Source organism: Haloferax sp. Atlit-48N, from assembly GCF_003383015.2.
Taxonomy (GTDB): Archaea; Halobacteriota; Halobacteria; order Halobacteriales; family Haloferacaceae; genus Haloferax; species Haloferax volcanii.
This window is the reverse complement of sequence record NZ_CP137689.1, coordinates 1,164,937-1,190,768: the sequence shown is the minus strand read 5'-3', so window position 1 is coordinate 1,190,768 and position 25,832 is coordinate 1,164,937. Positions and strand designations below refer to the sequence as shown.

The 25,832-nt window shown below is 67.5% G+C and carries 27 protein-coding genes and 1 tRNA gene; 14 read left to right on the top strand and 14 right to left on the bottom strand.

The genetic code is table 11. The features are described from left to right. Positions 1 to 29 precede the first annotated feature (29 nt). From hdrA to DEQ67_RS06445, 7 genes are all read right to left on the bottom strand, one after another. On the bottom strand, positions 30 to 515 hold the full coding sequence (hdrA, locus tag DEQ67_RS06475; protein ID WP_115860014.1) for a dihydrofolate reductase HdrA: 486 nt from the start codon (positions 513 to 515) through the stop codon (positions 30 to 32). A 108-nt stretch (positions 516 to 623) separates the two neighbouring features. After that, a complete protein-coding gene (locus DEQ67_RS06470) occupies positions 624 to 1,004 on the bottom strand; it encodes a hypothetical protein (protein WP_004063630.1) in 381 nt (126 codons plus the stop codon). A 28-nt stretch (positions 1,005 to 1,032) separates the two neighbouring features. Beyond that, entirely contained in the window at positions 1,033 to 1,194 is a 162-nt protein-coding gene (locus DEQ67_RS06465; protein WP_158543162.1) for a hypothetical protein, read from the bottom strand. An 87-nt stretch (positions 1,195 to 1,281) separates the two neighbouring features. Further along, a tRNA-Trp gene (locus DEQ67_RS06460) sits at positions 1,282 to 1,458 on the bottom strand. Between the two features lie 56 nt (positions 1,459 to 1,514). Beyond that, a complete protein-coding gene (locus DEQ67_RS06455) occupies positions 1,515 to 1,742 on the bottom strand; it encodes a DUF5795 family protein (protein WP_013035372.1) in 228 nt (75 codons plus the stop codon). Positions 1,743 to 1,837: 95 nt separating this feature from the next. Further along, complete coding sequence (locus DEQ67_RS06450) at positions 1,838 to 2,224, bottom strand: secondary thiamine-phosphate synthase enzyme YjbQ (protein WP_115860020.1); 387 nt, start codon at positions 2,222 to 2,224, stop codon at positions 1,838 to 1,840. 42 nt (positions 2,225 to 2,266) lie between these two features. Further along, positions 2,267 to 3,169: a DUF5794 domain-containing protein gene (locus tag DEQ67_RS06445; protein ID WP_115891279.1), complete on the bottom strand. Its 903-nt coding sequence runs from the start codon at positions 3,167 to 3,169 to the stop codon at positions 2,267 to 2,269. 678 nt (positions 3,170 to 3,847) lie between these two features. Between DEQ67_RS06445 and guaB the strand changes: the two genes are divergently transcribed. From guaB to DEQ67_RS06425, 4 genes are all read left to right on the top strand, one after another. Then, the gene (gene guaB, locus DEQ67_RS06440) at positions 3,848 to 5,344 is read left to right on the top strand and encodes an IMP dehydrogenase (protein WP_115802487.1); all 1,497 of its coding nucleotides are present in this window, start codon (positions 3,848 to 3,850) and stop codon (positions 5,342 to 5,344) included. Between the two features lie 141 nt (positions 5,345 to 5,485). Next, positions 5,486 to 6,574, top strand: coding sequence for a TrmB family transcriptional regulator (locus DEQ67_RS06435; RefSeq protein WP_006600364.1), 1,089 nt, complete (start codon positions 5,486 to 5,488; stop codon positions 6,572 to 6,574). Positions 6,575 to 6,727: 153 nt separating this feature from the next. Beyond that, positions 6,728 to 7,318 (top strand): HalX domain-containing protein, encoded by a 591-nt coding sequence (locus DEQ67_RS06430; RefSeq protein WP_004063642.1) that lies wholly within the window; start codon positions 6,728 to 6,730, stop codon positions 7,316 to 7,318. Between the two features lie 221 nt (positions 7,319 to 7,539). Then, positions 7,540 to 7,680, top strand: coding sequence for a DUF7503 family protein (locus tag DEQ67_RS06425; protein ID WP_008605571.1), 141 nt, complete (start codon positions 7,540 to 7,542; stop codon positions 7,678 to 7,680). Here the strand turns inward: DEQ67_RS06425 and DEQ67_RS06420 are convergent, their stop codons facing one another. From DEQ67_RS06420 to DEQ67_RS06400, 5 genes are all read right to left on the bottom strand, one after another. Then, on the bottom strand, positions 7,681 to 9,726 hold the full coding sequence (locus DEQ67_RS06420; RefSeq protein WP_115860022.1) for a hypothetical protein: 2,046 nt from the start codon (positions 9,724 to 9,726) through the stop codon (positions 7,681 to 7,683). A 134-nt stretch (positions 9,727 to 9,860) separates the two neighbouring features. Next, positions 9,861 to 10,574: a DUF7504 family protein gene (locus DEQ67_RS06415; RefSeq protein ID WP_004063646.1), complete on the bottom strand. Its 714-nt coding sequence runs from the start codon at positions 10,572 to 10,574 to the stop codon at positions 9,861 to 9,863. A 156-nt stretch (positions 10,575 to 10,730) separates the two neighbouring features. Further along, on the bottom strand, positions 10,731 to 11,156 hold the full coding sequence (locus tag DEQ67_RS06410) for a universal stress protein (protein ID WP_115860024.1): 426 nt from the start codon (positions 11,154 to 11,156) through the stop codon (positions 10,731 to 10,733). 106 nt (positions 11,157 to 11,262) lie between these two features. Next, the gene (locus DEQ67_RS06405) at positions 11,263 to 12,414 is read right to left on the bottom strand and encodes a pyridoxal phosphate-dependent aminotransferase (RefSeq protein WP_115802485.1); all 1,152 of its coding nucleotides are present in this window, start codon (positions 12,412 to 12,414) and stop codon (positions 11,263 to 11,265) included. Then, the gene (locus DEQ67_RS06400; RefSeq protein ID WP_004043674.1) at positions 12,411 to 12,896 is read right to left on the bottom strand and encodes an Lrp/AsnC family transcriptional regulator; all 486 of its coding nucleotides are present in this window, start codon (positions 12,894 to 12,896) and stop codon (positions 12,411 to 12,413) included. Before DEQ67_RS06400 ends, DEQ67_RS06405 begins: the two co-directional genes overlap by 4 nt. Before the next feature lie 136 nt (positions 12,897 to 13,032). On the opposite strand from DEQ67_RS06400, the gene DEQ67_RS06395 reads away from it, so the two are divergent. Continuing rightward, entirely contained in the window at positions 13,033 to 13,686 is a 654-nt protein-coding gene (locus DEQ67_RS06395; RefSeq protein ID WP_115860026.1) for a PH domain-containing protein, read from the top strand. Continuing rightward, positions 13,683 to 14,279 (top strand): PH domain-containing protein, encoded by a 597-nt coding sequence (locus DEQ67_RS06390; protein WP_115891280.1) that lies wholly within the window; start codon positions 13,683 to 13,685, stop codon positions 14,277 to 14,279. Before DEQ67_RS06395 ends, DEQ67_RS06390 begins: the two co-directional genes overlap by 4 nt. Positions 14,280 to 14,324: 45 nt before the next feature. On the opposite strand, the gene nhaC is transcribed toward DEQ67_RS06390, so the two are convergent. Continuing rightward, on the bottom strand, positions 14,325 to 15,782 hold the full coding sequence (gene nhaC, locus DEQ67_RS06385) for a Na+/H+ antiporter NhaC (RefSeq protein WP_115860030.1): 1,458 nt from the start codon (positions 15,780 to 15,782) through the stop codon (positions 14,325 to 14,327). 229 nt (positions 15,783 to 16,011) lie between these two features. Here nhaC and DEQ67_RS06380 point away from each other — a divergent pair, with 229 nt between their 5' ends. The 7 genes from DEQ67_RS06380 (at position 16,012) to DEQ67_RS06350 (ending at position 25,037) form a co-directional block, all read left to right on the top strand. Continuing rightward, positions 16,012 to 17,808, top strand: a complete 1,797-nt coding sequence (locus tag DEQ67_RS06380) for a vWA domain-containing protein (protein WP_115891281.1) — start codon at positions 16,012 to 16,014, stop codon at positions 17,806 to 17,808. After that, the gene (locus DEQ67_RS06375) at positions 17,808 to 20,264 is read left to right on the top strand and encodes a vWA domain-containing protein (protein ID WP_115891282.1); all 2,457 of its coding nucleotides are present in this window, start codon (positions 17,808 to 17,810) and stop codon (positions 20,262 to 20,264) included. The genes DEQ67_RS06380 and DEQ67_RS06375 overlap by 1 nt, the downstream gene beginning before the upstream one ends. Next, positions 20,261 to 20,884, top strand: a complete 624-nt coding sequence (locus DEQ67_RS06370) for a chromosome partitioning protein (protein ID WP_115891283.1) — start codon at positions 20,261 to 20,263, stop codon at positions 20,882 to 20,884. The genes DEQ67_RS06375 and DEQ67_RS06370 overlap by 4 nt, the downstream gene beginning before the upstream one ends. Further along, positions 20,877 to 21,800, top strand: coding sequence for a DUF7502 family protein (locus DEQ67_RS06365; RefSeq protein WP_115802481.1), 924 nt, complete (start codon positions 20,877 to 20,879; stop codon positions 21,798 to 21,800). Before DEQ67_RS06370 ends, DEQ67_RS06365 begins: the two co-directional genes overlap by 8 nt. Next, the gene (locus DEQ67_RS06360) at positions 21,793 to 22,809 is read left to right on the top strand and encodes an AAA family ATPase (protein WP_004043682.1); all 1,017 of its coding nucleotides are present in this window, start codon (positions 21,793 to 21,795) and stop codon (positions 22,807 to 22,809) included. Before DEQ67_RS06365 ends, DEQ67_RS06360 begins: the two co-directional genes overlap by 8 nt. Positions 22,810 to 22,816: 7 nt before the next feature. After that, positions 22,817 to 23,716 carry a DUF58 domain-containing protein gene (locus tag DEQ67_RS06355; protein ID WP_004063670.1) on the top strand — a complete coding sequence of 300 codons (900 nt, stop codon included), beginning with the start codon at positions 22,817 to 22,819 and terminating at the stop codon, positions 23,714 to 23,716. An 82-nt stretch (positions 23,717 to 23,798) separates the two neighbouring features. Beyond that, entirely contained in the window at positions 23,799 to 25,037 is a 1,239-nt protein-coding gene (locus DEQ67_RS06350; RefSeq protein WP_004063672.1) for an MFS transporter, read from the top strand. A 42-nt stretch (positions 25,038 to 25,079) separates the two neighbouring features. Here DEQ67_RS06350 and DEQ67_RS06345 read toward each other — a convergent pair whose 3' ends face one another. Further along, positions 25,080 to 25,232 (bottom strand): hypothetical protein, encoded by a 153-nt coding sequence (locus DEQ67_RS06345; protein ID WP_188148263.1) that lies wholly within the window; start codon positions 25,230 to 25,232, stop codon positions 25,080 to 25,082. A gap of 150 nt (positions 25,233 to 25,382) precedes the next feature. Between DEQ67_RS06345 and DEQ67_RS06340 the strand changes: the two genes are divergently transcribed. Further along, on the top strand, positions 25,383 to 25,829 hold the full coding sequence (locus tag DEQ67_RS06340; RefSeq protein ID WP_115860034.1) for an ester cyclase: 447 nt from the start codon (positions 25,383 to 25,385) through the stop codon (positions 25,827 to 25,829). Positions 25,830 to 25,832: the final 3 nt, after the last annotated feature.

Here is a 25,832-nt window from a genome sequence, read left to right as displayed (position 1 = left end):
ACGCCGGCCGTACGGGCGTGACCCCGACCTCAGTCGCGGTCGGCCCGAACCCACTCTTGGAGCGTAAAGCCCTCGTAGTCGGTCTCGGCGTCGAGTTCCCACTCGGCGGCGTCCCACTCGGGGTAGTACGTGTCGCCTTCGTACTCGCCGGGGACGCGGCTCAGCACCATCCGGTCGAGGTGGGGTTGGAACAGCGCGTAGATGGCGGCACCACCGATGACGTAGGCCGTCTCCGCGTCCAGCGACGCCGCGATGTCGACCGCCTCTTCGACGCTCGCCGCGCGGTGGGCGGTGTCGACCGCGAAGGACCGCTCGCTTCGGCTCATGACGATTTGGGCGCTCCCCGGCAGGTCGTCGCGCATCGACTCGAACGTCGTCCGGCCGAGGACGACCGGGTCGTCGGCGATGCGGTTTCGGTACTGCTTTTTGTCGGCGGGGATGCTCGGCCACGGGAGTTCGCCGTCGCGGCCGATGACGCGGTTCTCGGCGAGCGCGGCGACAGAGACGAGTTCCATCACTCCCACGTCGGGCGCACGAGAGAAAATCGTTGTGCAGCGGCGGCGTCGCCTCCCGTCGTCAGCGCCCGGCATCGACCTCACCCCCGCCCGCGACCGCCCCGGCGCTCAGTTCTCCCGGTCGACGATGCGCCGGCAGTCCTCGATGAACCGCAGGAGGTCAGTCCCGACGCCGGTTCCGATGCTGATGATGATTTGCTCCGCCTCGGAGAAGGGAAACTGCAGGACGAACGCGTTCTCGTAGTAGTAGACGACCGCGCGGCGTTCGCCGGCAGGAGACGAGTCGCTACTGGGAGACGAAAACGACGTTTCGACCTGGAGGTCGGTGACGGCCGCCGTCAGCGTCCGTTCGGTGTACCGCTCCGAGAGGTCGTCGCGGATGTATTCCAGTTCGTAGCCGCCGTCGGCGGCGATGACGACCGTCCGAAGCCCGTCGCCGATGCGCCTGCTCAGATACTCGGCGAGTCGGTGCGCTGTGTCCCGTACCATACCGCCCCGTCACCCCCGGCGACTATAATCAGTTGGTATTCTTGTGGTAATTTCTTCCGACCGAACACCACTCCTTTTCAAACGAGTGATAGAGGCTCGGCGCATAGAGAAACAGCCGCGGGACCGCCGCCGCGACGGCGCGTTGGTTCTCGCCGTCGCTGTCGCTCTTCTCTGGTGGAGAATTGCTCACGAAGAACGCACCTCCTGAGTGGGTGAGAACCCACGCGAGAGCGTCGCTACTCCGTGATAAAACCCTGCGAAAGGATTAAGGTTAGAGTGGGGCCGGAGGGATTTGAACCCCCGATCGACTGATATCTCCGGTGGGCACCTCGGAACTCCAGAGGGTCGTCAACACGACCGATGATCAGTCGGTCGCTCAGTATATCAGCTGGAGTGTCGTCCCGGGCGCCAAGCCTCTGGAGTCAGTCGCCATGCCGGGCTTGGCCACAGCCCCGATTCGTTCTGTCTGCACTCTCTCGTATGGCGATTTTTCTTAAAGGGGTTTCGATTCTACTCGTCGCGGTCGTCGTCGGCCCAGTCGCACTCCTGGCATTTGTAGGCCGTCACGAACTCCGTCACGCTCGGCATGTAGCCCACCTGGATGACGTTCTCGCCGCACTCCGGGCAGTCGAAGTCGGCGTCCTGAATCGGCTCGGCGTCCATCGGGCGCTCGCCCTCGACGAGTTCGGCGAGCGTCTCGGGCGTGACCATCCGTCCTTGTACGACGCGATTGCTCATACCCGTGCAACCGTCCCGAAGTAAGTAAGCCCTCCGCCAGCGGTCGGGGAGGTGCCGGGGACCTGGCTGTCAGCGAGGCCGCGCCCCGAGTCGATTCAGGGCGTCGCAACCGTCACGGTCCGCGTGCGCGGGCCGTCGCACTCCACGAGGAGGACGGACTGCCACCGACCGAAGTCGAGAGAACCGTCCGCGACCGGTATCGAGACGCCGTTGCCGACGAGGAGCGCGCGGAGGTGCGAGTCGGCGTTGCCGTCGAGTTCGTCGTGGTCCCAGCCGTCGTCGGGGACCGCCTCGGCGAGCATCGATTCGATGTCGCCGAGCAGCCGCGATTCGGACTCGTTGACGCAGACGCCGGTCGTGGTGTGTTTCGAGAAAACGGTACAGACGCCGTCGTATCCCCGTGGAAGCGCCGCCTCGACTTCGTCGGTCACGTCGACGACCTGAAGCCGGCGCTCGGTTCGGATATCGAAAGTCCGTCGCACGCGACGTGGTTCGTCGGCCGGGAGAAAAAGTCGCCCGGCGGGTTACAGCCAGGGGGCGCGCGACTCTTCTTCGCCGGGATAGCCGTACCCCGGTTCGGAGTCGTCGTCGGTCTCGTTCGCCTCGTCGACCAGCGCGTCGTAGTCGGCCGGGTCGGCGTCGTCGCCGCCGTCTGCGACCGCCCCGTTGGCGTTCGCGTTAGGCGTGGCCGACTCGGCGGAGGCGTCGTCGACGAACTCGTCGAGGTCCGCGTCGTCGGAGCCGGGGTCGAACGCGAACAGCGCGGTGACGGCGAGGACGCCGAGGGCGACGGGGGCCTGCGTCGGCATCAGGCCGAGCACTTCGAGCGCCAGCATGCCGAGGGCGACCGAGCTCCCGAAGCGGAAGAGGTCGATGTCGACGTTGCCGCGGAGTTGCGGGGCGAACAGCGCGACCGCCCCGGCGAAGCCGACGCCCGTGCCGGCCGCCGCGCCGGCGCTGAAGAGGCGAACCGGGTTAGCGGTGAGCAGGCTCGTGCCGGCGGAGACGACCGTTTCGATGCCGCCGGGGTTGAAGCTCGCAACGAGACCGAGGCCGACGATGACGCTCGGCGACGGGAGGTACTCGCCGACCTTCGAGGAGGCCGTCTTCGCCGCCACGGCGAGGATGACGAGGCCGGCGAACCGGTGGAACCGCTCGAAGTACAGGACCTCCGCGATGACCTCCGCGAGGGCGGCTTCGGCGACGGCGACCGGGATGAGCAGCGCGCCGAGCAGGAGGATGGACGTGAGCTGTTCGCGGCGCGTGCCGTCCATCTCGGCGAGGATGACCGCGACGGTTGCCGACCCGCCGAAGATGAGCAGTCCGGTCTGGAGAATACCCGCGACCGAGGGGGTCCCGGCGGTGGTCGTCAGCGCCCCCGCGATGATGAGGGCTGGGAAGATGCCGTCGATGAGGGGCAGCCCCATGACCGTTGCGAGCAGTCTGGTGGCACCCCCTACCTGTTGCTCGAGGCGAAGGGCGACTGGGTGGCGTGAGACACTCATTCGATGTTACTGGCCTTCACCATGGCCCAAGCGGCGATACGAACGCAATTCGGACAGGGGCGTGCTGGCGCTCTGCACGCGAAGCCCATTTCGTCCGAAATTGAACTCCCGTTTAAATGTCTGCCACATCGCTGTAAAGAGAATGCCGGAGTCGGAGGTCGTTTGACCGGCAATGCGCGATGCGGCGGGACACGTGGAGTCCATACGAGATTACAATAGGACAGGAGTATTAAACGTTGTGTGGGATACGCCCGCACGGGACACGAGTATTTCTGCCTTCATTATAAAAAGCACTGACGATTCGTCGGCTATAATTTGAAATCTCGAAAATCTCGCGGTACACGTTCGTGAACATGGTGATTATTCACGATGGTCTTGCGATTCGGTACACCGTGACGAGGGGACGAACACCTCGGCGTATCGGGGGTCGGCGGCGTCCGTCGTTCACGGGCGTCATCACGTGCTTCGGTGGTCGTCTCGGTCGACCGGCGATGCAGAGAATACTCACGTATGTGGGTATATCGATGGTCGGGTTTGCGATACATCGACACGCCCGTGCTATCTCGCAACCCTTTTGTCGTCGCCGCAACCACGCTTGATATGGCGAACGACGTTCCTGACCGAGAACCCTTCACCGAGAAGCTACGGGTACCCGAATCCCTCACATTCGACGACGTGCTGCTCCGCCCGATGGAGAGCCGCGTCGAACCCGACGACGCCGACGTGTCGACGCGCGTCTCGAAGAACGTCGAACTCAACATTCCCATCCTCTCGGCGGCGATGGACACCGTCACCGAAAGCGGGATGGCTATCGGGATGGCCCGCGAGGGCGGCCTCGGCGTGCTCCACCGCAACATGAACGCCGAGCAGATGGTCCGCGAAATCGAGCGCGTCAAGCGCGCCGACGAACTCGTCATCCGTCGCGAAGACGTGGTCACGGCCAACCCCGGCCAGACCATAAGCGAGGTCGACGAGATGATGGAGCGCGCCGGCGTCTCCGGCGCACCCGTCGTCGACGACGACGACGTGGTCCTCGGCATCATCTCCGGCACCGACATCCGCCCGTACCTCGAAGTCGGTGAGTCCGACGAGGTGGGCGAGGCCATGACGGACGAGGTCATCACGGCCGAACGCGACGTGACCGCCCGCGACGCGCTCGAACTCATGTACGACCACAAGATAGAGCGCGTCCCCATCGTCGACGACGACAGCCGCCTCGCCGGCCTCGTCACGATGCAGGGCATCCTCCAGCGCCGCGAACACGAGAACGCCGCCCGCGACGACGACGGCCGCCTCGTCTGCGGCGTCGCCGTCGGCCCGTTCGACGACGAGCGCGCGCAGATGGCCGACGACGCCGGCGCGGACGTCATCTTCATCGACTGCGCCCACGCGCACAACCTCAACGTCATCGACACCGCCCGCGACATCAAGGAGTCCGTCGAGGCGGACGTGGTCGTCGGGAACGTCGGCACGCGCGAGGCCGCGGCCGAACTCGTCGACTTCGCGGACGGCATCAAGGTCGGCATCGGCCCCGGCTCCATCTGTACGACCCGCGTCGTCTCCGGCTCCGGCATGCCCCAGATTTCGGCCGTCGCGGAAGTCGCTGACGTCGCCGCCGACTACGACATCCCCGTCATCGCCGACGGCGGCATCCGCTACTCCGGCGACGCCATCAAGGCGGTCGCCGCCGGTGCCGACGCCGTCATGCTCGGCTCCTACTTCGCCGGCACCGACGAGGCCCCCGGCCGCGTCATCACGATGAACGGCAAGAAGTACAAGCAGTACCGCGGCATGGGCTCCGTCGGCGCGATGCAGTCCGGCGGTGCCGACCGCTACCTCAAGGAGGACAACGAGGACGAGGAGTACGTCCCCGAGGGCGTCGAGGCCGCGACGCCGTACAAGGGCTCGCTCGCGTCCGAGCTCCACCAGCTCGTCGGCGGCATGCAGTCCGGCATGGGCTACGTCGGTGCCGAGACCATCCCCGAGGTCAAAGAGCGCGCCCGCTTCGTCCGCGTCTCCGCCGCCGGCCAGACCGAGGGCCACCCCCACGACGTGATGATTACCGACGAAGCGCCGAATTACAGCCCGAGCGAGTAACGCGCACCCGACCGTTTCGTTTTCCCGCTGTTTCCGTCTCCTCACTGTTCTTTCTCCCCGCTCTCGGCTCGACGCCCGGAGCGAACGCGGGGCGAGAACATACGATAATTAATAGGGATGTATGTCGTGCATCTACAAGCGATGAATACCGCGGAGCTACGCACCGCACTCCGGAACGCCGGGTTGTCTCAGTATCAGGCCGAGGCGTACGTCGCGCTGCTGCAACTCGGCGCGGCGAGTGCGACCGAACTCGCCGACGCCTGCGCCGTGCCGACCGCCCGTATCTACGATGTTCTCCGCGACCTCGAAGCGAAGGGCTACATCGAGACCTACGAGCAAGACAGTCTTCACGCGCGGGCGTGCGACCCGCAATCGGTGATGGAGGACCTCAAGAGCCGCGCTGTCCAACTGGACGACGCGGCAGAGGAAATCGAGGCGCGCTGGCAACAGCCCGCGGTCGACCGGCACATGCTGAGCATCGTCAAGCGCTTCGAGACGGTGTTCAATCGGGCCGAAGAGATGATTCGAGGGGCCGACGGCGAGGTCCAACTGTCGGTCACTCCCGAGCAGTTCGACGAGCTCAAGCCGGCGCTGTCGGAGGCGTACGAGAACGGCGCGTTGGTGAAGGTCGTGCTCCACCCCGAGCGGACCGACGAACTCGAACCACCCGCCGAACGGGAGTACCGCGGGGTCGCCACGGAGGTCAGACACCGAACCCTTCCGACGCCGTTCGTCGCCATCGTCGACCGGACGGGCGCGTGTTTCGCGCCGCACGACAACTCGGTGAACCAGTACGGCGTCCTCGTCGACGACTACACGCTGGCGTACGTCTTCCACTGGTACTTCCAGACGGCGCTGTGGGAGGTCTGGGAGGTCGTCTACGACGCGCAGACCGACGAGCCGCCGATAGTGTACTCGGACATCAGACACTTCGTACAGGACGTAGAGCCGCTCGTCCGCGACGGGAACCGAATCACCGCCCACATCGAGGGCTACGAGACCGACGAGCGCGACCCAATCGAGTTCACCGGCGAAGTGACTGACGTGTACTACACGGCGGTCTCCGCGCCGACGGACGCGTTGTCGTTTTCGGAACTCGCGGGGCAGGTCTGCCTGACCGTCGAGACCGACGGGGAGACCTACACCGTCGGCGGGTGGGGCGCGGTGTTAGAGGATGTCGAGGCGAACCGCATCACCGTCGAGTCGATTTCGGGGACATCCGACAGTTAGTATCTGTTCGGTTCGCCGGAATGTATAACAACTCCGGGGGGCAATTAGTGCCCACAAGCGCGGTTTCGGACGGCGTTAGACAAGAGGTATTTTGATATACCACTGCACGACATTGAGTTTCGTGAGCGTCTCCGGAACACCACTCCACTACCAATGAGCGCAGAACAGCCACTGGTGCTCATCGTTGAAGATGAGCCTGACCTCGCCGATCTGTACGCAACCTGGCTTAGGAACGACTACGGCGTTCGTGTCGCCTACGGCGGCCGCGAGGCGCTCGATAAGCTCGACGACGAGGTTGACGTTGTTCTCCTCGACCGTCGGATGCCCGACCTCTCGGGCGACGAGGCGCTCTCGGAGATTCGAGACCGTGGCTTCGAGTGCCGCGTCGCCATGGTGACCGCGGTCGAACCCGACTTCGACATCATCGCGATGGGCTTCGACGACTACCTCGTCAAACCCGTCTCGCGCGAAGCGCTGACCGAGACCGTCTCTAACCTCATCTTGCGAAACGCCTACGACGTGGGTATCCAAGACCTGTTTTCCCTCGCGTCGAAGAAGGCGTTGTTAGAGTCGGAGAAAGACGAGGCGGCGCTGGAAGAAAACGAGGAGTACCAGCGGCTCACCGCCCGCCTGACCGAGCTCCGGCGCGAACTCGACGAGACGCTCGGGCAGCTCGACGAAACCGAAGGAATCTCCGCGGTGTACCGAGACATCGGCGGCGAGGCCGACATCGACAACTCCTGACCAGACCGGGCAACCGTTTCGGACGCCGACCGTCTTCTCTCGTCTCCGTTCTCGTAGCCGACGCGTAGTCCGTGCAGCGTACGGGTAGTTTGCACGCCGTTACGGGAACCGTTCGCCAGACTGACGGTTACTTGCGACACCCGCTCCGTTAATTAAGTTAATTTCATATCAGATATACACGAAAAATTATAATTTCTGCACGCGCCTTGGGGTAAGTGCACATGTCCGACGACAGCAACCAGATGGTAACGTACCTCCGCCAGAACCCCCGCATGATGGGCGTCCTGTTCACGCTCACGCTCCTGCTCTCGCAGGCCGGCAGCGTGGCGGCCGGAAACACCAGCGTCATCTACGGGCCGTAACTACGCGAGGAATTCGCAATCCCAGTAGACGGCATCGTCGTAGACAACCGGAATTTGTTCTAGCGCGAGGAACTCTCGGAGTTCGTCCTCAGAGAGCTCAGTACTCGAAACGCCATCAGAGGAGAGATAATACGGCATATCACTCGAGAGTGCAGGCCTGATTAGGGACCCAATCCCGGCCTGAGAAGTATTGAATGCGTGATAAGATATCTCGAACGCGCCGCTCGACACATCCTGAACTTCACAGTAGACTGCGACTCCACTTTCGGTCTGAACGACCGATAGTCCGCCGTCCCCGACGACGCCGTACTGGTGTGCGACATCGCTGTCGATTCGGACCACGTCGAGCGACGCTTGGAGCGGGAACCCGCCGTTGAGCAGTCGGGCCAGCGTGCGACCCACGCCGACCGCCTGACTGTTGATGACCTCGCTGAACGTGACGATACCGCCGATAGCGCCGGCCTCGACGAGCGCGAGTCCTTGGTCGTACGACTGGCACGCGTTGAGGAAGAACGCGCCCGTTCCGACGTGGTCGAGCGTCTCCGCGTCGACCCTGCCGTCGCGGCACTGGAAGCCGTCGTCGTCGATGTGGCCGATGTAGTGGAGGAAGTCGGTCGGCTCCGCGAGCGTCTGCCGAAGCTCCGCCCCGCTGAGGTCGTAGTGGGCGTCGACGTCGAACGACAGTCCGTCGCGCGAGCCGTACACCTCGTCGACGATGTCGGTCTCGTCGAGCATCTCGGGGTCGTTACAGACGACCGTGATACCGATATCACCCTGCGCCGGTTCGCGCTGGAGGCGGTTCCGATAGGCGGCGGGCGTGGTCTTGCTCGCGCCGACGGGCGTTCCGTCGCTAATCCACGCCTGCTCGACCGAATCGGTCGAACTGGGCTTGACGTACGTCTCGCTCGGCGTCGTCGCGCCGGCGCTCCTGACGGTCTCGGCGTCGATGTCCTCGGCGTCGGCGTCGTCTCGGAGGAAATCGTCGACGACGGCCGCCTGCACCTCCGAGTGCGGGACTTCGGTCCCGGACGGGGTCCGGACGACCGCGAGGTCGTTCGTGACGAAGGGGAGCAGTTCGACGTTGTCGGTCTGCGGCGCGACGTGCGTCGTCAGCTTCCACTCCGGGACGAGGTCGGCAATCTGGTCGTACGGAAGCTCGAAGTACGCCGCGAGCCGTTCGTGGAGCGGCGCGTCGTACAGCCCCTCGGCGTCGATATCCGTCCGCGACTCGACGGTCTGGCGCTCGTGGAGCGGCACGTCGTAGATGCCCTCCGTCCGAACGACGCAGTCGAGGAAGAACGTGCGCTTGAGCGCGCGCGCGACCGCCTCCTCGAACCCGTGTGGGCCGTCGAAGTCGTGGACGAACCCCCCTTCGGTGACGAGTCGGGGCGAGTCGCCGGGGACGAGCCTCGCGCCGAGATAGTACGCCAGCGGCGTCGCCACGAAGACGTGACTCAGCGTCGGCGGGAGTTCGATTCGGACGCCGGTGTCGGGGACGCGGAGTTCCGCCGGGATGTCGAGTTCGTCGCCCAGTTCGAGAAGCGGCGGGTGGCCCCGGAGCGTCGGGTACGACCGCTCGACGCTCGTGGTCTTGAGCGCGGAGCTGAACGCCGAGACGGCCTCCATCACGTCGAGCGGGTCGTCGGTCGTCGTAATCGTCGCCGCGGGGCTCTCGTGGGACGACCGCGCGCCGACGAACACCGTCTGGGACTCCTCGAACGAGAGCACGGTTTCGAGCGGCTGCGCGTCGACGGTCACTGCCCCGTCGACTCGGAGATACGTCTTGACCGCGCCGAAAAGCTCGATGCTGTACGTCGCCGCGTCGAGTTCCTCGCGACCCTGCTGGTCGACCTGTGCGAGCATCGACCCCGCCTCGTCGCGGACGCAGACGACCGTGTTCGCGGCCAACCCGATACGGTCGGTCTCGATGCGGACCGCGGCGTCCGTCGGGAGCGAGAACCGGCGTCGGTCGGTCGGCTCCGGCGCGACTGACGACGGCGTTCGAAGCATGAACTGGTGGCGTTCGATGTTGTCTCGAACGACCAACCCCGTGCCATCTGAAGGGAGCGAAAAACCGACTTCCAACGCGGAAGACGCGTCAGCCCGCTGGTCCTGCCCGGACGGTTCCATTGTGTCTACGTGACACGATTAAGGTGAAAAGCGTACTGGTCGTGCGAGATTCACGACTCCAACGGAAACCAGCCGGAGGAGGCGTCTCGCCGCCGGAGATGCCAGCGCTGGCGAGCCTCCGTGCCCTCGACGTCGAGTTCGACGACGGCGTCGAACAGCGGTTCGAGCAGCCGGGTGCGCTCGTCTTCGCGGTCCCCGGGCGACCAGACGTGGACCATCCCGTTTCGGGCGCGGACGTGGTTGGTCATGACGTGGAGGAACCGAAACACCTGGTCTCGCTGGTACCGCGAGAGGAGTGACGGCAGGCAGTCGAACGCGACGCGGAGTTCGGCCGGAGAGAGCCCGCCGGAGAGGCTGTCGAACTCGGTCACGTCGTTGGCGAGTTCCGCACCGAGCTGACCGAGACCGCCGCCAACCCGGCGCTCGTAGGTGTCCGCAGCGGTCGGCACGGCGTCGGGAGACGACGATGCCGCCGCGCTCCGTTCGAGCGTCGAGTACCGAACCACGCGCGTCCACTCTTTGGTACGCTGGATGTCGTCGTCGAGTCGGTCGGCGAGCGGCGTCGAGTCGTTGAGAACTAACAGACGGCGTCGCGGCTCGTCGGGGGCACCGAGCATCTGTTTGGACGCGCGCGAGTAGAGTTCAGTCGGGACCGACCCGACGACCAGAAGCGCGCTCCCTCGCCGCTTGAGGTCGTCCAGTCCGAGTTGAAACGTGGACGCGTCCTCGGTCACGGCGATGTCCGTGTCACCTCCCGAATCCATTCGTATTGCACGACGAAAGCGCATTTAATAATACTTTGCGTGTCGGTCTCTCGAACCGTCCCAACGGTGGCCAGCGTCGATGACGCGCTCGGTCAGCGATATCGCGGTGTGTTTCGGCCGGTCGAGCCGTCGTGGCCGCTTCGCCCCGACACCCGACTACTCGGCTGCGCGGACCGTCAACACGGGAACCGACGCGGCCCGGACGACGCGCTCCGTCACGCTCCCGAGCAGCACGCGCTCGACGCCCGTCCGTCCGTGCGTCGCCATCACGATGACTTCGACGCCGTGTTCGGTCGCGTAGTCGAGGATTGCGTCGTGCGGTGCGCCCCGCCGGACGACGCCGTGCGTCTCGATACCGCGGCGTTCGCCGCGTGCTTCGACCTCGTCGACGACGCGTCGGCCCTCCCGTTCGAGCGTGTCGAGGACCGTGCCGCCGACAACACCCGCGCTGTCCCGCGTCGTGTTCACGACGAACAACACGTGTACCGTCGCGTCGAACCGCTCCGCGAGGTCGAACACGTGCGGCATCGCCTGTTCGGCCGCCGGACTCCCGTCGACGGGGAGCAGGATTTCGTCGTACATCACTGACCGTACGCGTCCCATCCGTGTGAATGCTTCGCATACTCATGGTGGCGCTCGTTCGGAAAAAAGCGGGTGACGGGGTCGAGTCGGGTGTCGCCCGGTCGATTCAGTCGCTGACGTACGCCTCGATGCGGTCCATCGCCTCGCGGAGTTCGCGCATCCCCGTCGCGTAGGAGACGCGGAGGTGGCCCGCGCCGCCCTCACCGAAGACGCTTCCCGGGACGAGCGCGACGTTCTGTTCTTCGAGGAGGCCCTCGGCGAACGCCTCGTCGTCGCCGTCGGGGGCCTCGGGGAAGACGTAGAACGCGCCTTTCGCCTCGAAGCAGTCGAGTCCCATCTCCTCGAAGCGGGCGAGGACGAACCGCCGGCGGCGGTCGTACTCGCGGCGCATCTCCTCGACGGAGTCGTCGCAGGACCGCAGCGCTTCGAGCGCCGCGTACTGCGCCGTCGTGGGCGCGGAAAGCATCGCGTACTGGTGGACCTTGTTCATCGCGTCGATGGCCCCCGCCGGAGCCATGGCGTAGCCGAGGCGCAGTCCGGTCATCGCGTAGGCCTTCGAGAAGCCGTTGAACACGATGGTCCGCTCGCGCATGCCGGGGTGGGTGGCGATGGAGGCGTGGTCGTCCTCGTACCGGAGGTCCGAGTAGATTTCGTCGGAGAGCACGACGAGGTCGTGGTCCCTGACGAACGAGGCCACGTCGGCGAGTTCGTCGTCGGTCATCACCGCGCCGGTCGGGTTGTTCGGGTAGCAGAGCACCAGCACGTCGGCCTCGTCGGCCCCGGCGGCTTCGAGCGCCTCGGGCGTGAGTTTGAACTCGTCTTCGGCGCGCGTGGGGACCGGAAGCGGTTCGCCGCCGGCGAAGATGGCCCCCGGCGTGTACGAGATGTACGATGGCTGGGGAATCGCCACCACGTCGCCGGGGTTGACGAACGCCCGGAACGCGAGGTCGACGGCCTCGCTCGCGCCCGTCGTGACGATAATCTCGTCTTCGGGGTCGTACTCCTGCCCGTAGCGGGTGACGCGCTCCGAGATGGCCTCGCGGAGTTCGCGCATCCCGCGGTTCGACGTGTAGGAGGTCTTGCCGCGTTCGAGCGAGTCGATGGCGGCCGTCCGGGCGGCCCACGGCGCGGAGAAGTCGGGTTCGCCGACGCCGAGAGAGATGACGTCGTCGACCTCCTCGGCGAGTTCGAAGAACTTCCGAATGCCCGACGGCGGCACCTGTTCGACGCGGTCCGAAAGCTGGTCGCCGAGCGTCATGGCGACACTGAGAGTCGGTCGTCGTCGTCGCCGTCGCCGAGTTCGATGCCCTCCTCCTTGTAGGAGTCCATCACGAAGTGCGTGACCGTCTTCGTGACCTCGGGGATGGGGGCGATGCGCTCGGAGACGAAGTTCGAGACGGCGTGCATCGACGCGCCTTCGACCTCGATGAAGAAGTCGTAGTCGCCGGAGACGAGTCGCAGCGTGGCGACCTCGGGGAACCGCGCGATGCGGCGGGCAATCTCCTCGTAGCCCGTCTCGCGGTCGAGTTCGACGTCGACTTCGACCTGCGCGCGAACGTGTTCCTCGTCGACGCTGTTCCAGTCGACGACCGCCTGGTAGCCGCGGATGACCCCGTCGTCTTCGAGTTCTTCGAGCGCTGCTGCCACTGCTTCGGCGTCTGCGCCCAGCTGGCGGGCGATGTCATCTACGCTCTCGCGAGCGTCGTGACGCAGCAAGTCGAGCAGTGACTGCTTGTCCATGGACAGTCCGTTGCAGGCATCGGTAAAATGGTTTGCCCAACCGGGTGGAATTGTCATGTTGGTTGATACCGTTACTCACTGGCGGCGGCCGCAGCCGGCGGAACACTATTCCATCGCCGGGGAAAACGTGTCAGCGATGGATACCGAGTTCGATTGGATTACCCTCGACGACGACGAAGAGGTTCTCTGGGCCGACACCCCGCACCCGTACAGCCTCGTGCCCTCCTTCATCGTCGGCGTCCCGCTGTCGTTCGTCCTCGTGGGCATCCCGCTCCTCGTCGGGTCGTATCTCTCGCACAAGAACACGAACTACGTCGTCACCTCAGACGCGCTCTACCGGAAGACGGGCGTCCTCTCCCGGAACGTCCAGCGCATCGAGTTCGACAAGGTGCAGGACACCTCTTACAGCCAGACGTTCCTCGGCGGACAGTTCGGCTACGGCTCCGTCGACATCAGCACCGCCGGCGGAAGCGGCATCGAGATGAGCTTCCAGAACGTCGCCGACCCGCAGTCGCTCCAGACGCTCGTCAACGAGCGAATCAAGCGCCGCTCCGGGTCGGAAACCGACGCAGAGGGGAAGGCGGCCGTCCTCGACGACATCCTGACCGAACTCCGCGCGATTCGGCAGGCCGTCGACGGCGAGGGCGGCGTCGCGGGCGATGATGCGGGCGACGACGCGACCGACCGAGCGGGCGACGAACCCGACGCCGTCCCCGACCCCGACGCCGCAGGCGACGACGCGCTCGAACCGAGCGACTTCGAGTTCGACGCGACGACCGACGAGCGATGACGGGCGGCGATTCGAGCAACGGGGGCTCGACTGTGGCCGAATCGTCCGAGGAAACCGTCGCGGCCATCGACGACTGGCTGGCACGCGGCGACGACGAGACCGTCCGCTGGGAGGGTCGGCCGCGGATACAGACCGTCATCCCCGCGGCCGTCGTCGGGCTCGCCGTCGTCGTCGTCGCGGCCGTCGCGGCCGCCGCGAACGACGCGCCCGAACTCGCGGTCGTGGGCCTCGTCGGCCCGCTCCTGCCCGCGTGGTCGTACCTCCGGGTCACCAACACGCGCTACGTCGTCACCGACCGGGCGCTCTACCGGAAGACGGGCGTCCTCTCTCGGACGGTCCAGCGCGTCTCGCTCGACCGCGTCCAGAACAGCGCGCTCTCGCAGGGCGTCACGGGGTCGTGGTTCGGCTACGGGACCGTCTCGGTCGAGGCCGCGGGCGGCGGCGCAATCCGGTTCGAGGACGTGGACGATCCCGGCGCTCTCCGCGACCGAATCGAGGGCCACGACGACCGCGACGAACTCCCCGGCACGGTCGGGCAGTGGGCCGCCGTCCGCGACGAGGTGCGGGCGCTCAGAGCGGCGGTAGAGCGGTAAAAAAGCGCAGGTCGGTTCGATACCGCGGCGCGAGTTTTCGTCGCGTCAGTCGTCGTCCGCCGCCGGAGCGGCGGGACCGGGCTGTGCCGCGCTGTTGCCCGAGAAGCCGACGCCCGCGAGGACGAAGGCGAACAGCACGAGCGGCGAGAGGTAGCCGAAGAAGTAGTACTGGGCGTACTGGAGCGTCGAGACGCCGAGGACGCCGGCCATGTACGCGCCGCCGGCGTGCCACGGGAGGAGCGCGCCGGTCGGCGTCCCGGCGGACTCGATGGCCTGCGAGAGGTCCGAGCTGTCGAGGCCGAACTCGTCGTAGGTGTCGCGGAGCGTCATGCCTGGGACGACGATGCTCATGTACTGCTGGGCGGTGAGCGCGTTGGTCAGCATCGCTGAGATGCCGGTCGAAGCGACGAGCAGACGCGGGCTCTGGATGCCGCGCTGAAGTCGGTGAGCGAGGACGGCGAGGACGCCCGTCTGTTCGAGTAGACCGCCGAGCGTCAGCGCCGCGACGACGATGGCGATGGTCCACGCGGAGCCGGAGACGCCGCCGGACGCGAGCAGGCTGTTGACGAGTTCGGAGCCGGTTTCCGGGCCGGTGCCGCTCATGAACGTCTGCCACGCCGTGACGAACGACGCGCCCTGCACGAGGATGCTCGTGAACGCGCCGGCGAACGCGCCGGCGAGGAGGACGGTCAGCGCGGGGTAGCCAGCCGCGGCGAGGCCGAAGGTGACCGCGAGCGGCAGGAACGCGAGGAGCGTGGTGTCGTAGGTGGAGGCGAGCGCGGTCTGAATATCGGCGATTTGGCCGGCCGGAATCGTCCCGGTGATGCCGAGGCTGAGGATGACGAAGCCGACGAGCGAGAGGCCGAACGCGACGGCCGTTCCGTTTCGCATCGCGCGGATGTGGTCGTAGAGGTCGGTGTTCGTGACGGCGGCGGCGAGATTCGTCGTGTCCGACAGCGGCGACTGCTTGTCGCCCGCGTACGCGCCGGTGAGAATCGCGCCGGCCGTCATCGGTTCCGGGACGCCGAGCCCCGAGCCGATGCCGATGAAGGCGACGCCGAGCGTGCCGACCGCGGTCCACGACGAACCGATGGCGAAGGTGGCGATGCCGACGAGGAGCGCCGTCGCGGGCAGGAACACCTGCGGCGACAGCAGGTCGAGGCCGTAGTACATCAGCGTCGGAATCGTCCCCGCGGCGACCCACGTCGAGACGACGCCGTAGATGGTAAACAGGATGAGAATCGCCTGTAACCCCATCGCCAGACTGCGTTCGATGCCCTCGTAGAGGTCCTCCCAGGTGTAGCCCCAGACGAACCGACCGAGGAGGCCGACCAGCGCGATACTCCAGATGAGCGGGATGTGCGGGTCGAGCCCCAGCCACGCCGACCCGAGACCGAGGAAGGCGACGAGTCCGAGCACCGGAACGAGCGCCTGTTTCAGCGACGGACGCTGGTCCGGGGCGATGTCGTCGTACGACCGCGGTGTGTACCTATCAGTTCCCATCGTAGCTCAACAAATAACTTTAGAGCATAAAATTGTGTCGTGTTATGATTCAAGTGCATTGTTATGCAATGACGTACTTTTAGTTGACAATATAATATCCGACAGTAATTATTCGGAGGGTGGTCACGGGCGATTGCGCCGAACAGTCGCGCATTCCGATAGGTCGATAATACGGAACGTGTCAACGAGTAGGGAAACAGCCATACCGGAGGCGCGCCACGGGTCGGGCATGGCCCTCACCGAGTTCTTCTTGTTCCCCCTCGGGTTGGTCGCCCTCCTGGGGGCAGTCCCGCTCGTCATCCTCTATCTGCTCCGGCCGGAACCGGTCCGGCGCACCCTCCCGACCTTCCGGTTCCTCGCGGACGCGGCGGGGCGAAGCGCTTCGAACCCCATCTTCGACCGGTTGCTTCGGAGCCTGCTCCTCCTCATCCAACTGGTCGCGCTCGTCGCGCTCGTCGGCTCGCTGGCGACGCCGTACGTGCTGGTTCCCGAGTCGGAGACGGTCCAAGAGACCGTCCTCGTCGTGGACACGAGCGCGAGCATGGGCGTCCGCGACGGCGGCGGGACGCGATTCGACAGCGCCCTCGCCGCGGCGCGAGACGAGGTGTCCGGCACGACCTCGGTCGTTGCGGCGGGCGCGAACGCGGACGTAGTGCTCCGCCGGGGGAGCGCGACCGACGCCCGCGCCGCCCTCGACGGCCTGCAAGCGAGCGACGCGCCGGGTGACCTGCGCTCCGCGATTACCGCCGCCGCCTCCGTCGCCGGCGAGGACGCCCGCGTCGTCGTTCTGAGCGACTTCGCGGACGACTCGCCGTGGAGCGACGCGGTCCGCGAAGCCCGCGCCCGCGGCCTCGTGGTCGAACTCCAGCAGTTCGCGGGCGGCGGCGCGGGCAACGTCGGCATCGTCGACCGGCGCTTCTCCGGCGCGAACGTCACCGTGACGGTGAAAAACTACGGCGACTCGGCGGCGACGCGGACGCTCTCGCTCGCCGGAGCCACCCGAGAGGTCCGCATGGACCCCGGTGACGTGGCGACCGCGACGCTCCCGGTCCCCGCGGGCGGCGGGCGCGTCGAACTCTCACCGGGCGACGCCTTCCCGACCGACGACGCGCTGTACGTCGCGGCCCCCGGGGACGCCTCGGTGGACGTGCTCGTCCTCACGAACGACGAGAACCGATATCTGACGGCCGCGCTGTCGGTCATCCCCGAGGTGTCTTTGACCGTGGACAACCCGCCGACGGCCGTCTCGACGAACTACGACGTGGTTATTTACAGCAACGTCAACCCCGGTCGGCTGCTCGCGGGCAACGTCGAGGCCGGCCGCGAAATCGTCGCCGACGGCGGCGGCGTGGCGATTCAGGCCCAAGAGGAATCGCCGAGCTACGGCGACCTGCGGCTCGTCTCGCAGGGAAGCGTCGAGACGAATCCGACCATCGGGACCGTCGAGAGCCACCCGATAACCCGCGATATCACCTTCCCGCCGCCGACCGAGTACGTCGCGGGCGACCTCCGGTCCGGCCAGTCGCTCGTGAACACGACCGACGGCACCTCGCTCGTCGCCGTCGAGCGCCGCGGGGCCGGCCGCGTCCTCTACTACGGCTTCATGGAGGACAGCTCGGCGTTCAAGTACAACTACCAGTACCCCGTGTTCTGGAAGCGCTCGGTGTTCTACCTCGCCGGGCGCTCGACGCTCTCCGAGTTGAACCGGGCGACCGGCGGGTCGCTCGCGGCGGGCGCGAACCGGACGGTCGAGACGCCCGCGGGCGAGGCGACCGGCTCGGAGGTCCGCCTCGACGACGCCGGCTTCTACCGCGTCGGCGACGAGCGGTTCTCGGCGTCGCTCCTCAGCGAGACCGAGTCCGACGTGGCCGCCGCGCCGCTTGACGGCGAGTCGGCCCCCTCGGACTACCCGACGCGGGTCGAAGAGCGCGAGGTTCCGGACCCGCTCACCGAGTGGGCCGCGCTGGTCGCGCTCGCGGCGACGATGGTCGAGTTGGCCTACCTGCGCCGGCGGGGTGACCTCTGATGGCGGCGCTCGGGTCGGCGTCGGCCGTCCTGCCCGCGCTCGACGCTGTCGCCGCCACGACTCCCGCCGCCGCGACGACGCCCCTCGCGTGGACGGTCGAGGCCGCCGGGCGGACGCTCGGCCTCCAGCGCCCGCTGTTCCTCGTCGCGCTCCCGGTGGCCGCGCTCCTCGCGTGGGCGCTCATCTTCCGCGGGGCCGACGGGACCGCAGGCGGGCGCTCCCGGCGGCTCCTGTTTGCGTCCCGGCTTCTCGTCGTCGTCCTCTTGGTCGTCGCGGCCGCGGGACCGTACACCGTCGCGACCCGGATGACCGACGGCGACCCGCAGGTGACGCTCCTCGTCGACGACTCCGACAGCATGGCCGTCACCGAGGACGTGGCGTCGCAGCTCGCGTCGGACATCGAGGACGAAGGCGTCCCCGTCACCACCTCGACCGTTGCCCGCGGCGGGTCGTCGCCCATCGGTGACGCCGTCGCGGCAAACCTCAGGCCGAACGGGACGGTCGTCCTCGTCTCCGACGGGCAGGTCACCTCGGGGCGGAGCCTCGCGTCCGCGACGACGCTCGCCCGCGACCTCAACGCGACCGTGAGCGCGGTCGGGGTCGAACCGACCGAGACCGAACAGTACGTCACCGTCAGCGGCCCGTCGAAGACTAGCGTCGGCGTCGAGAACTCCTTCCTCGCGCAGGTCGACGGGGTCGTCCCCGACGACGTCGAGACCGCGACCGTCGAACTCGTCGTGGACGTCGACGGCGAGGAGGTCGCCCGCGAGACGGTCACCACCACAGACGGCATCGAGTTCTCCCGGACGTTCGAGACCACCGGCACCCACCGCGTCACCGCCCGCATCGACGGCGACGACCGCTTCGAGACGAACGACGTGTTCCGCAAGACGGTCCGCGTGGTCGAGCCCCCGCGGGTGCTGTACGTCTCCCGCGGCGACTACCCGTTCCGCGACTACCTCTCGCAGCTGTACGACGTGGAGACCGCCGAGACCGTCCCCGCGGACCTCTCGTCGTACCACGCCGTCGTCCTCCAAGACCTCCGCGCCGAGGACGTGGGCAACACTGACTCGCTCCAGCGGTTCGTCATCGACGGCGGCGGCCTGCTGACCGTCGGCGGGCGCAACGCGTTCGAAAACGGCGGCTACGACGGGTCGAGCCTCGCGTCGATGCTGCCGGTCACGACCGGCGAGGGCGCGTCCCAGCAGACGAACCTCGTCTTCGCCATCGACGTCTCCGGCAGCGCGGAAAGCGGGATGCGCGTCCAGAAATCGGTCGCGCTCGACGCGCTCGACCAACTCGGCGACGAGAACCGGGTCGGCATCGTCGGCTTCAACTACCGCGCCTACGACGTCGCGCCGCTCCGCCCGCTCGGGCCGAACCGCGAGTCGACCGCCGACCTCATCCGTCGCCTCGAGTCCGGCGGCGCGACCGACATCGCCGTCGGCCTCGACGGCGCGGCCCAGCAGCTCGGCGACAGGCGCGGGACGATTATCCTCATCAGCGACGGGCACGACCGGTTCCAAGACGCCGCGACGCTCGCGGACCAACTCGGTCGCGACGGGGTCAGCGTCATCACCATCGGGACCGGGCCGAACCCGAACGAACGGACCCTCCGAGCCATCGCGCGGGCGTCCGGCGGGAACTACCTCAGAGCCGACGAGACCGACCGGCTCCGCATCCTCTTCGGCGGGTCGAACCGCCAGTACGCCGGCGACGGCCTCACGGTCGTCGACCAGAACGACTTCGTCACCGCCGGGGTGGAGCTGACCGCGAACCCCGGCAGCGTCAACGACGTGTCGGTCAGGAGCGGCGCGAACTTCCTCGTCGCGGCCGACGACGGCACTCCCGCGGTCGCGTCGTGGCGCTACGGGCTCGGTCGCGTCGCCACCGTCACCACTTACGCGGGCGACGGCACGCTCGACGGCCTGCTCCAAAGTCCCGACTCGCTCCTGCTCACCAAGTCCACGAACTACGTCATCGGTGACCCCGAGCGGAAGGCGTCCGGCGTCGCCGAGGTGTCGGACACCCGGGTCGACCAGTCGACGACCGTCGTCTACCGCGGCGGCGAGCGCCCGCAGGGCGTCGAGGGACTGCGCTTTTCGGCGGTCAGCCCCGGCGTCTACGAGGCGACGGTCGTCCCCACCGAGACGGGCTATCGGGACGTGCTCGACACCGCCTTCGCGGTGAACTACCCCGTCGAGCACGCCGGGTTCGGCCGGTCGGCCGCGCTCGAAGCCGCCGTCTCCGACAGCGGCGGGACGATGTACGGCCCCAACGACGCGGCCGAAATCGCGGCCTCAGCCCGCGACAACGCCGCCGGCGTCCAACCCGTGCGCGACGACTGGGCGGTCGCGTTCGTCGCCGCCGCGTTCCTCCTGTATCTCATCGAGGTACTCGCCCGGCGTCTTCAAGTGTATCGGGGTCGAACGCAAAGTGAAGGTGGTCTGATATGAGTGCCCTGGGTCGGTCCCTGAACCTCGGTCTCGTCGTCATCGTCGTCCTCCTCACCGCCGGAACCGTCGGCGCGACGATGTTCTACCAGTACTCGGTCGATTCGCTCGACCAACAGAACGAGCAGTTGCGCGAGCGAAACGCGGCGCTCGAAGAGGACCTTTCGCAAACCCGACAGAACCTGTCGGCGACGCGGACGGAGCTACGGGAGCTGAACGACAGCCTCGAACGCACCCGAGGTGACGTGTCGCAGGTCTCCGACAGCCTCGAAGACACGGAGTCACAGCTGTCGTCGACGCAAAACGAGCTGTCGTCGACGCGGGACGAACTCCAAGAGACCGAAAGCAACCTCGAAGACGCCCGGAGCCGAATCAGCGAACTCACGGCGACGCTCGACGACCTCGAAGAACAGCGCAACCGCCTCGAAAACCAGATTGACGACCTCGAAACGGATAACGAGGAGCTCGAAGCGACGAACGACCGACTGGAGAACCAGATTGATTCGCTTCAGTCGGAGGTCTCCCGCCTCGAAGACCGGGTCGACGAACTCCGGGCCGAACTCCGGCAAGCCTGTGCCGGCTACCAAGACGGCAACCAACCGGCGGTGTGTAGCGATGTCTGAAACGACCCCCGACGACGCCGCCGCCGACGAGAGAGGTTCGCCCGACGACGCGGGAGCCGCTCGCCGCGAGGAGATGGCCGACGCCGTGAGCGAGGTTCGCCGGGAGGCCGCGAAGGCCGCCGTCGTTTCCAGCGTCGTCGACGCCGCGGTGGCGACGCTGTTGGCGAACATCGCGTTCCGGGTCGTCGAACTCCCCGTCCGGTCGTCGGTGTCGCTCGGCTTCCTTCCGCGGGTGGACCCGGCCGTCTCGGTCCACGTCGCCGTCCCGCTCGCCCTCGCGGTGGGCCTCCTCGTCGGCGTCGCGGAGTACCTCATCCTGATGCGGGTGCCGGCGGTCGAGCAGTTCGAGGAAGTGAACCCGTCGGTCGCCGAGGCGCTGCGGACCGCCCGCGACCTCGTCGCCGACGACGGGAACCCGAACCGCGACTCGCGCATGTCGGTCGCGCTCTACGACGACGTGCTGGCCCGCCTTCGGGAGTCGTCGTCGGTGGAACTGCTGCCGACCCGCCGCATCGTCGGCGCGCTGCTCGTCGCGTTGCTCCTCTCGGCGGGGAGCATCCAGGTCGCCATCTCGGACATCCAGTTCGAAGGACTCGCCGGCGAGACCACCCCGTCGGGCGACCTCCCCGACGCGTCCGACGACGAGACGCAGCTTCAAAACGGCAGTTCCATCCTCGGTGACCCCGAGGACGTGGCCGCCGGGTCGGAGCAGTTGAACGCCACCGTCGCCGGAACCGGCGGTAGCGGCGACGGCGACGGACCGGAGTCGGCGGCCGCGGCCTACGACTCGACCGGCTACGGCGGCGACAGCGCCGTCGAGAGCCAGCGCGCCGGCTATCTCGCCGACGACACGCTCGAAGAGGCCGACCTGATTCGCGACTACACCTTAGAGATACGAGAGAACGAAGATGAGTGACAACCCAGACCGATTCGGAGACGACGGACAGCGAACCGCGGTCGACGGCGACGCCGCGGTCCCGACGGACGACGACCTCAGCATCGAGGAACTCCAAGCGAGCGTCGGCGCGGTCAGAGACGAGGTCGGAAAGCGCATCATCGGCCAGCACGACGTGGTCGAGCGACTCCTCGTCTGCGTCCTCTGCGACGGCAACGCGCTGCTCGAATCGAACCCCGGACTGGGGAAGACGACGCTCGTGCGAGCCCTCTCGGACGCGACGGACCTGGGGTTCTCGCGCGTGCAGAACACGCCCGACCTGATGCCCTCGGACATCACGGGCACCGAGATCATCCGCGAGACGCCGGAGGGCCGCGACTTCGTGTTCGAGCGCGGCCCCATCTTCGCCAACGTCGTCCTCGCCGACGAGATAAACCGCGCGACGCCGAAGACGCAGGCCGCGCTCCTCGAAGCCATGCAGGAAAAGCAGGTGACCGCCGCGGGCGAGACCTACGAGCTTCCGGACCCGTTTTTCGTCCTCGCCACGCAGAACCCAATCGACCAGGGCGGCACCTACCCGCTGCCGGAGGCGCAGACCGACCGCTTCCTGATGAAGATTCTCGTCGACTACCCCGAGTTCGACGAGGAGCGGACCATCGTCAAGCAGTACGCCGAGGGCGGCGAGTCGCCCGAGGTCGAGCGCGTCCTGCCGCGGACGCACCTGCTCGCCGCGCAGCAACTCGTCCGGCAGGTACCCATCTCCGACGACATCCGCAACCGGACTATCGAACTGGTCCGCAGCACCCGCGAGGACGAGCAGGTCGAGTTCGGCGCGAGCCCCCGCGCGAGCATGGCGCTCGTGCTCGCCGCGAAGGCGCGGGCGTTCGTCCACGGGCGCACTCACGTCTCGTGGGAGGACGTGGTCGAGATGGCCCCGCCGGTCATCAGACACCGCATCATCCTCGACTTCCGGGCGGAGCGCGAGGGACTCGACCCCGACGACGTGATTCAACGGCTGTTGAACGAGTGACCGAGCGATGATAGACCCCGGCTTCCTCGACGAACTCGACCGCTTCGACACCTCGCTGAAGCGCGTCTCGAACGCCCAGCGGCAGGGCGAACAGGAGTCGCCGGACGTGGGCGAGGGGCTCACGTTCAGCGACCACCGCCGGTACGCCGCCGGCGACGACCCGCGGCTCATCGACTGGAAGGTGTACGCCCGGACCGAGGAGCTGTTCATCAAGCGGTTCGAGGCCGAGCGGAACCTGACGGTCCACGTCCTCCTCGACGCCTCGGCCTCGATGGACTTCGGCGAGGCCGACGCGAACAAGTTCGAGTACGGCGCGAAGCTCGGCCTCGGCTTCTGCCACCTGACGGCCGAGGAGAACAACGACTTCCGGTTTTCGCTCCTCGGAGATTTGCCCGACCGCATCGACACTGACGCGTCGAGCCGCGGCGAGGTGCTCCGACTGGTCGAACGGCTCAACGAGACGACGCCCGGGGGCGACGGCGACATCACGGCCGCGCTGTCGACGTACGCCGAGACCATCCACTCGCGGTCGCTCGTGGTCGTCGTGAGCGACCTGCTTTTCGACCCCGACGACGTGGCTTCCGGCCTCGCCGCGCTCGCGCGAAACGACGTGCTCGTCGCGCAGGTGCTCACCCCGGACGAACTCGACCCCGAGGCGACGGGCGACGCCATCTTCGAGGACCCCGAGTCCGAGGCGACGCGCCGGACCTACTTCGGCGGGTCGGCGGCGCGGCAGTACACAGACCGGCTCCAGCGCCACCTCGCGGCGGTCGACGAGCGGTGTCAGGCGCTCGGCATCGAGCGCGAACTCGTCGACACCGGCGCGGAGTTCTTCGACACGTTCGCCGACCTCTGGCTCGGCGCGCGGCTCGGCGGGGAACGGCGCGGTGGCCGCGGTGGCGGCTGACCGCGGTGGCGGCTGACCCACGCGCCGGACCACCGTCGCCGCGGACCGCGGGCTTTTCACGAATCACCTCCCATTGACCGGTGTGACGGAGACACAGGAGCGCCGCGTGGTCGGTCTCGTCGCCGGCTCGCACGTCGTCAACCACGCCTATCTGGTCGCGCTCGCGCCCGTCATCGGCCTCGTCGCCGACGACTTCGGCGTGAGTATCGCCGCCGTCGGCCTCGCCATCGGCGTCCAAGGCGGCGTCGTGACGCTCCTGCAACTCCCCTTCGGCTACCTCTCCGACGCGCGAAGCCGGACGCTCGTCCTCGCCATCTCGCTCGGGTTCGGCGCGGCTGGCATCGTCGCCACCGCGCTCGCGCCCTCGTACCCGTGGCTCCTGGCCTCGCAGGCGCTCCTCGGCGTCGGCATCGCGGGCCACCACCCCGCGCACTACCCGCTGTTAGCGACCGCCTCCTCGGAGACGAACCGCGGGCGGGCGTACTCGCTGCACGCCCTCGGCGGGTCGCTCGGCTTCGCCGTCTCGTACGCCATCGCCGCCGGCGTCGGCGCGCTCGGGTTCGGCTGGCGCTGGACCGTCGCGGGCATCGCCGTCTTCGGCGCGGCGTTCGCGCTCGTCGCGCTCCCGGTCGCCCGCGGCTTCCCCGAGCGAATCCGGAAACCGGCGGCGGAAGACCGCCCGTCGTCGCGCCCCACGCTCGCGGGGATTCGGCGGGGCGCGTCGGAACTCCTCTCGTCGTCGGGGCTGATGGGGCTCGCGCTCCTCTCGTTTCTCACTTCGGCGGCCGCGTGGTGCATCCGGACGTACTCGCCGCAGTTGCTCACCGCCGGCTACGGCCTCGCGCCGGGGACGGCGAACCTCCTCGTCTCGGCGATGCTCGTCGTCGGCGCGGGGACGATTCTCGTCGGCGGCGCGCTCACCGACCGGGTCGGCCCCGGCACCGTCGCCCTCGGCGGGTACGCCGCGCTCGCCGGGCTGGCGGCGCTCTTAGCCAGCGGGTCGCTCCCGCTCGCGCTCGTCGCGTCGATTCTCCCCTTCAGCGGGACCATCAGCGTCTCCCGGCCCGCGCGCTCGACGCTCGCGGACCGCCTCTCGGAGCGCGCCGACCTCGGGAAGAACTTCGCCGTCGTCACCGTCGGCATCTCGCTCGGCGGGGCCGTCGCACCTCCGGCGTTCGGGGCGCTCATCGACCTCGCCGGCGTGCGCGTCACCTTCGGCGTCGTCGCCGTCCTCGGCCTGCTGTCGTTCGGGCTGACCCGGTGGCTCCTCGGCCGGGTCGACGGGTCGGCGCGACGGCCGCAGGCGACCCCGAGCGACTGAGAGCGGCGCGTTCGTGCGCGGCGGTCCCCCCGGGCGTCGCGCTCAGTACTCCTCTCCTCGACCCACGAGCACCCCGAGCGCGATGCCGACGACCGCGCCGAAGCCGGCACCGAACGGCCCCAGAAACGCGAACCCCGCGCCGCCGAAGACGAGTCCCGGAACGAACACCGCAATCGGGGAGACGCGAGTCGTCATACGACGGGGGTTCTGACGCCGAGCCCATAATCTCATTGACGCTTCGAACTCGTCGGTGGTCGGGTCGTCATTCCCTTCCCCGGCGACGTTCGTGAGAGCAAGAATCCATAACTAAGCCGCTGTCGGCCGTCTCTCCGGACGGTGGTGGAAATGGCAGCAACATCCGAGCGAGAACAACAGCACCGAGACTCGTTCATGCGCGTGGCGGACGAACTGTGGAACAAACGCGACTACGAGGTCATCAGAGAGGAGTACGACCCGCTGGTCGAGGTACACGCCTTTTCGGACCCCGAGGGCATCATCGGGACCGACGCGGTCGAAGAGTGGGCGCGGCGGTACCACGACGCCTTCTCCGACTTCCACGTGGAACTGTTCGACGTGACGGCGCGGGACGACCGCGTCTACGGTCGGTATCGGCTGACCGGCACCCACGACGGGACGCTCCGGAGCGCTCGCGGCGACATCCCGGCGACCCACCGCAAGATGGACACGTGGGGCATCGTGGAAGCGCGCTACGAGGGTGGACTGTGCGTCGAGGAGTGGAACAGCACCGACAGCATGTCCATGCTGTCACAGCTCGGCGTCGCGCCCGAGTGAACC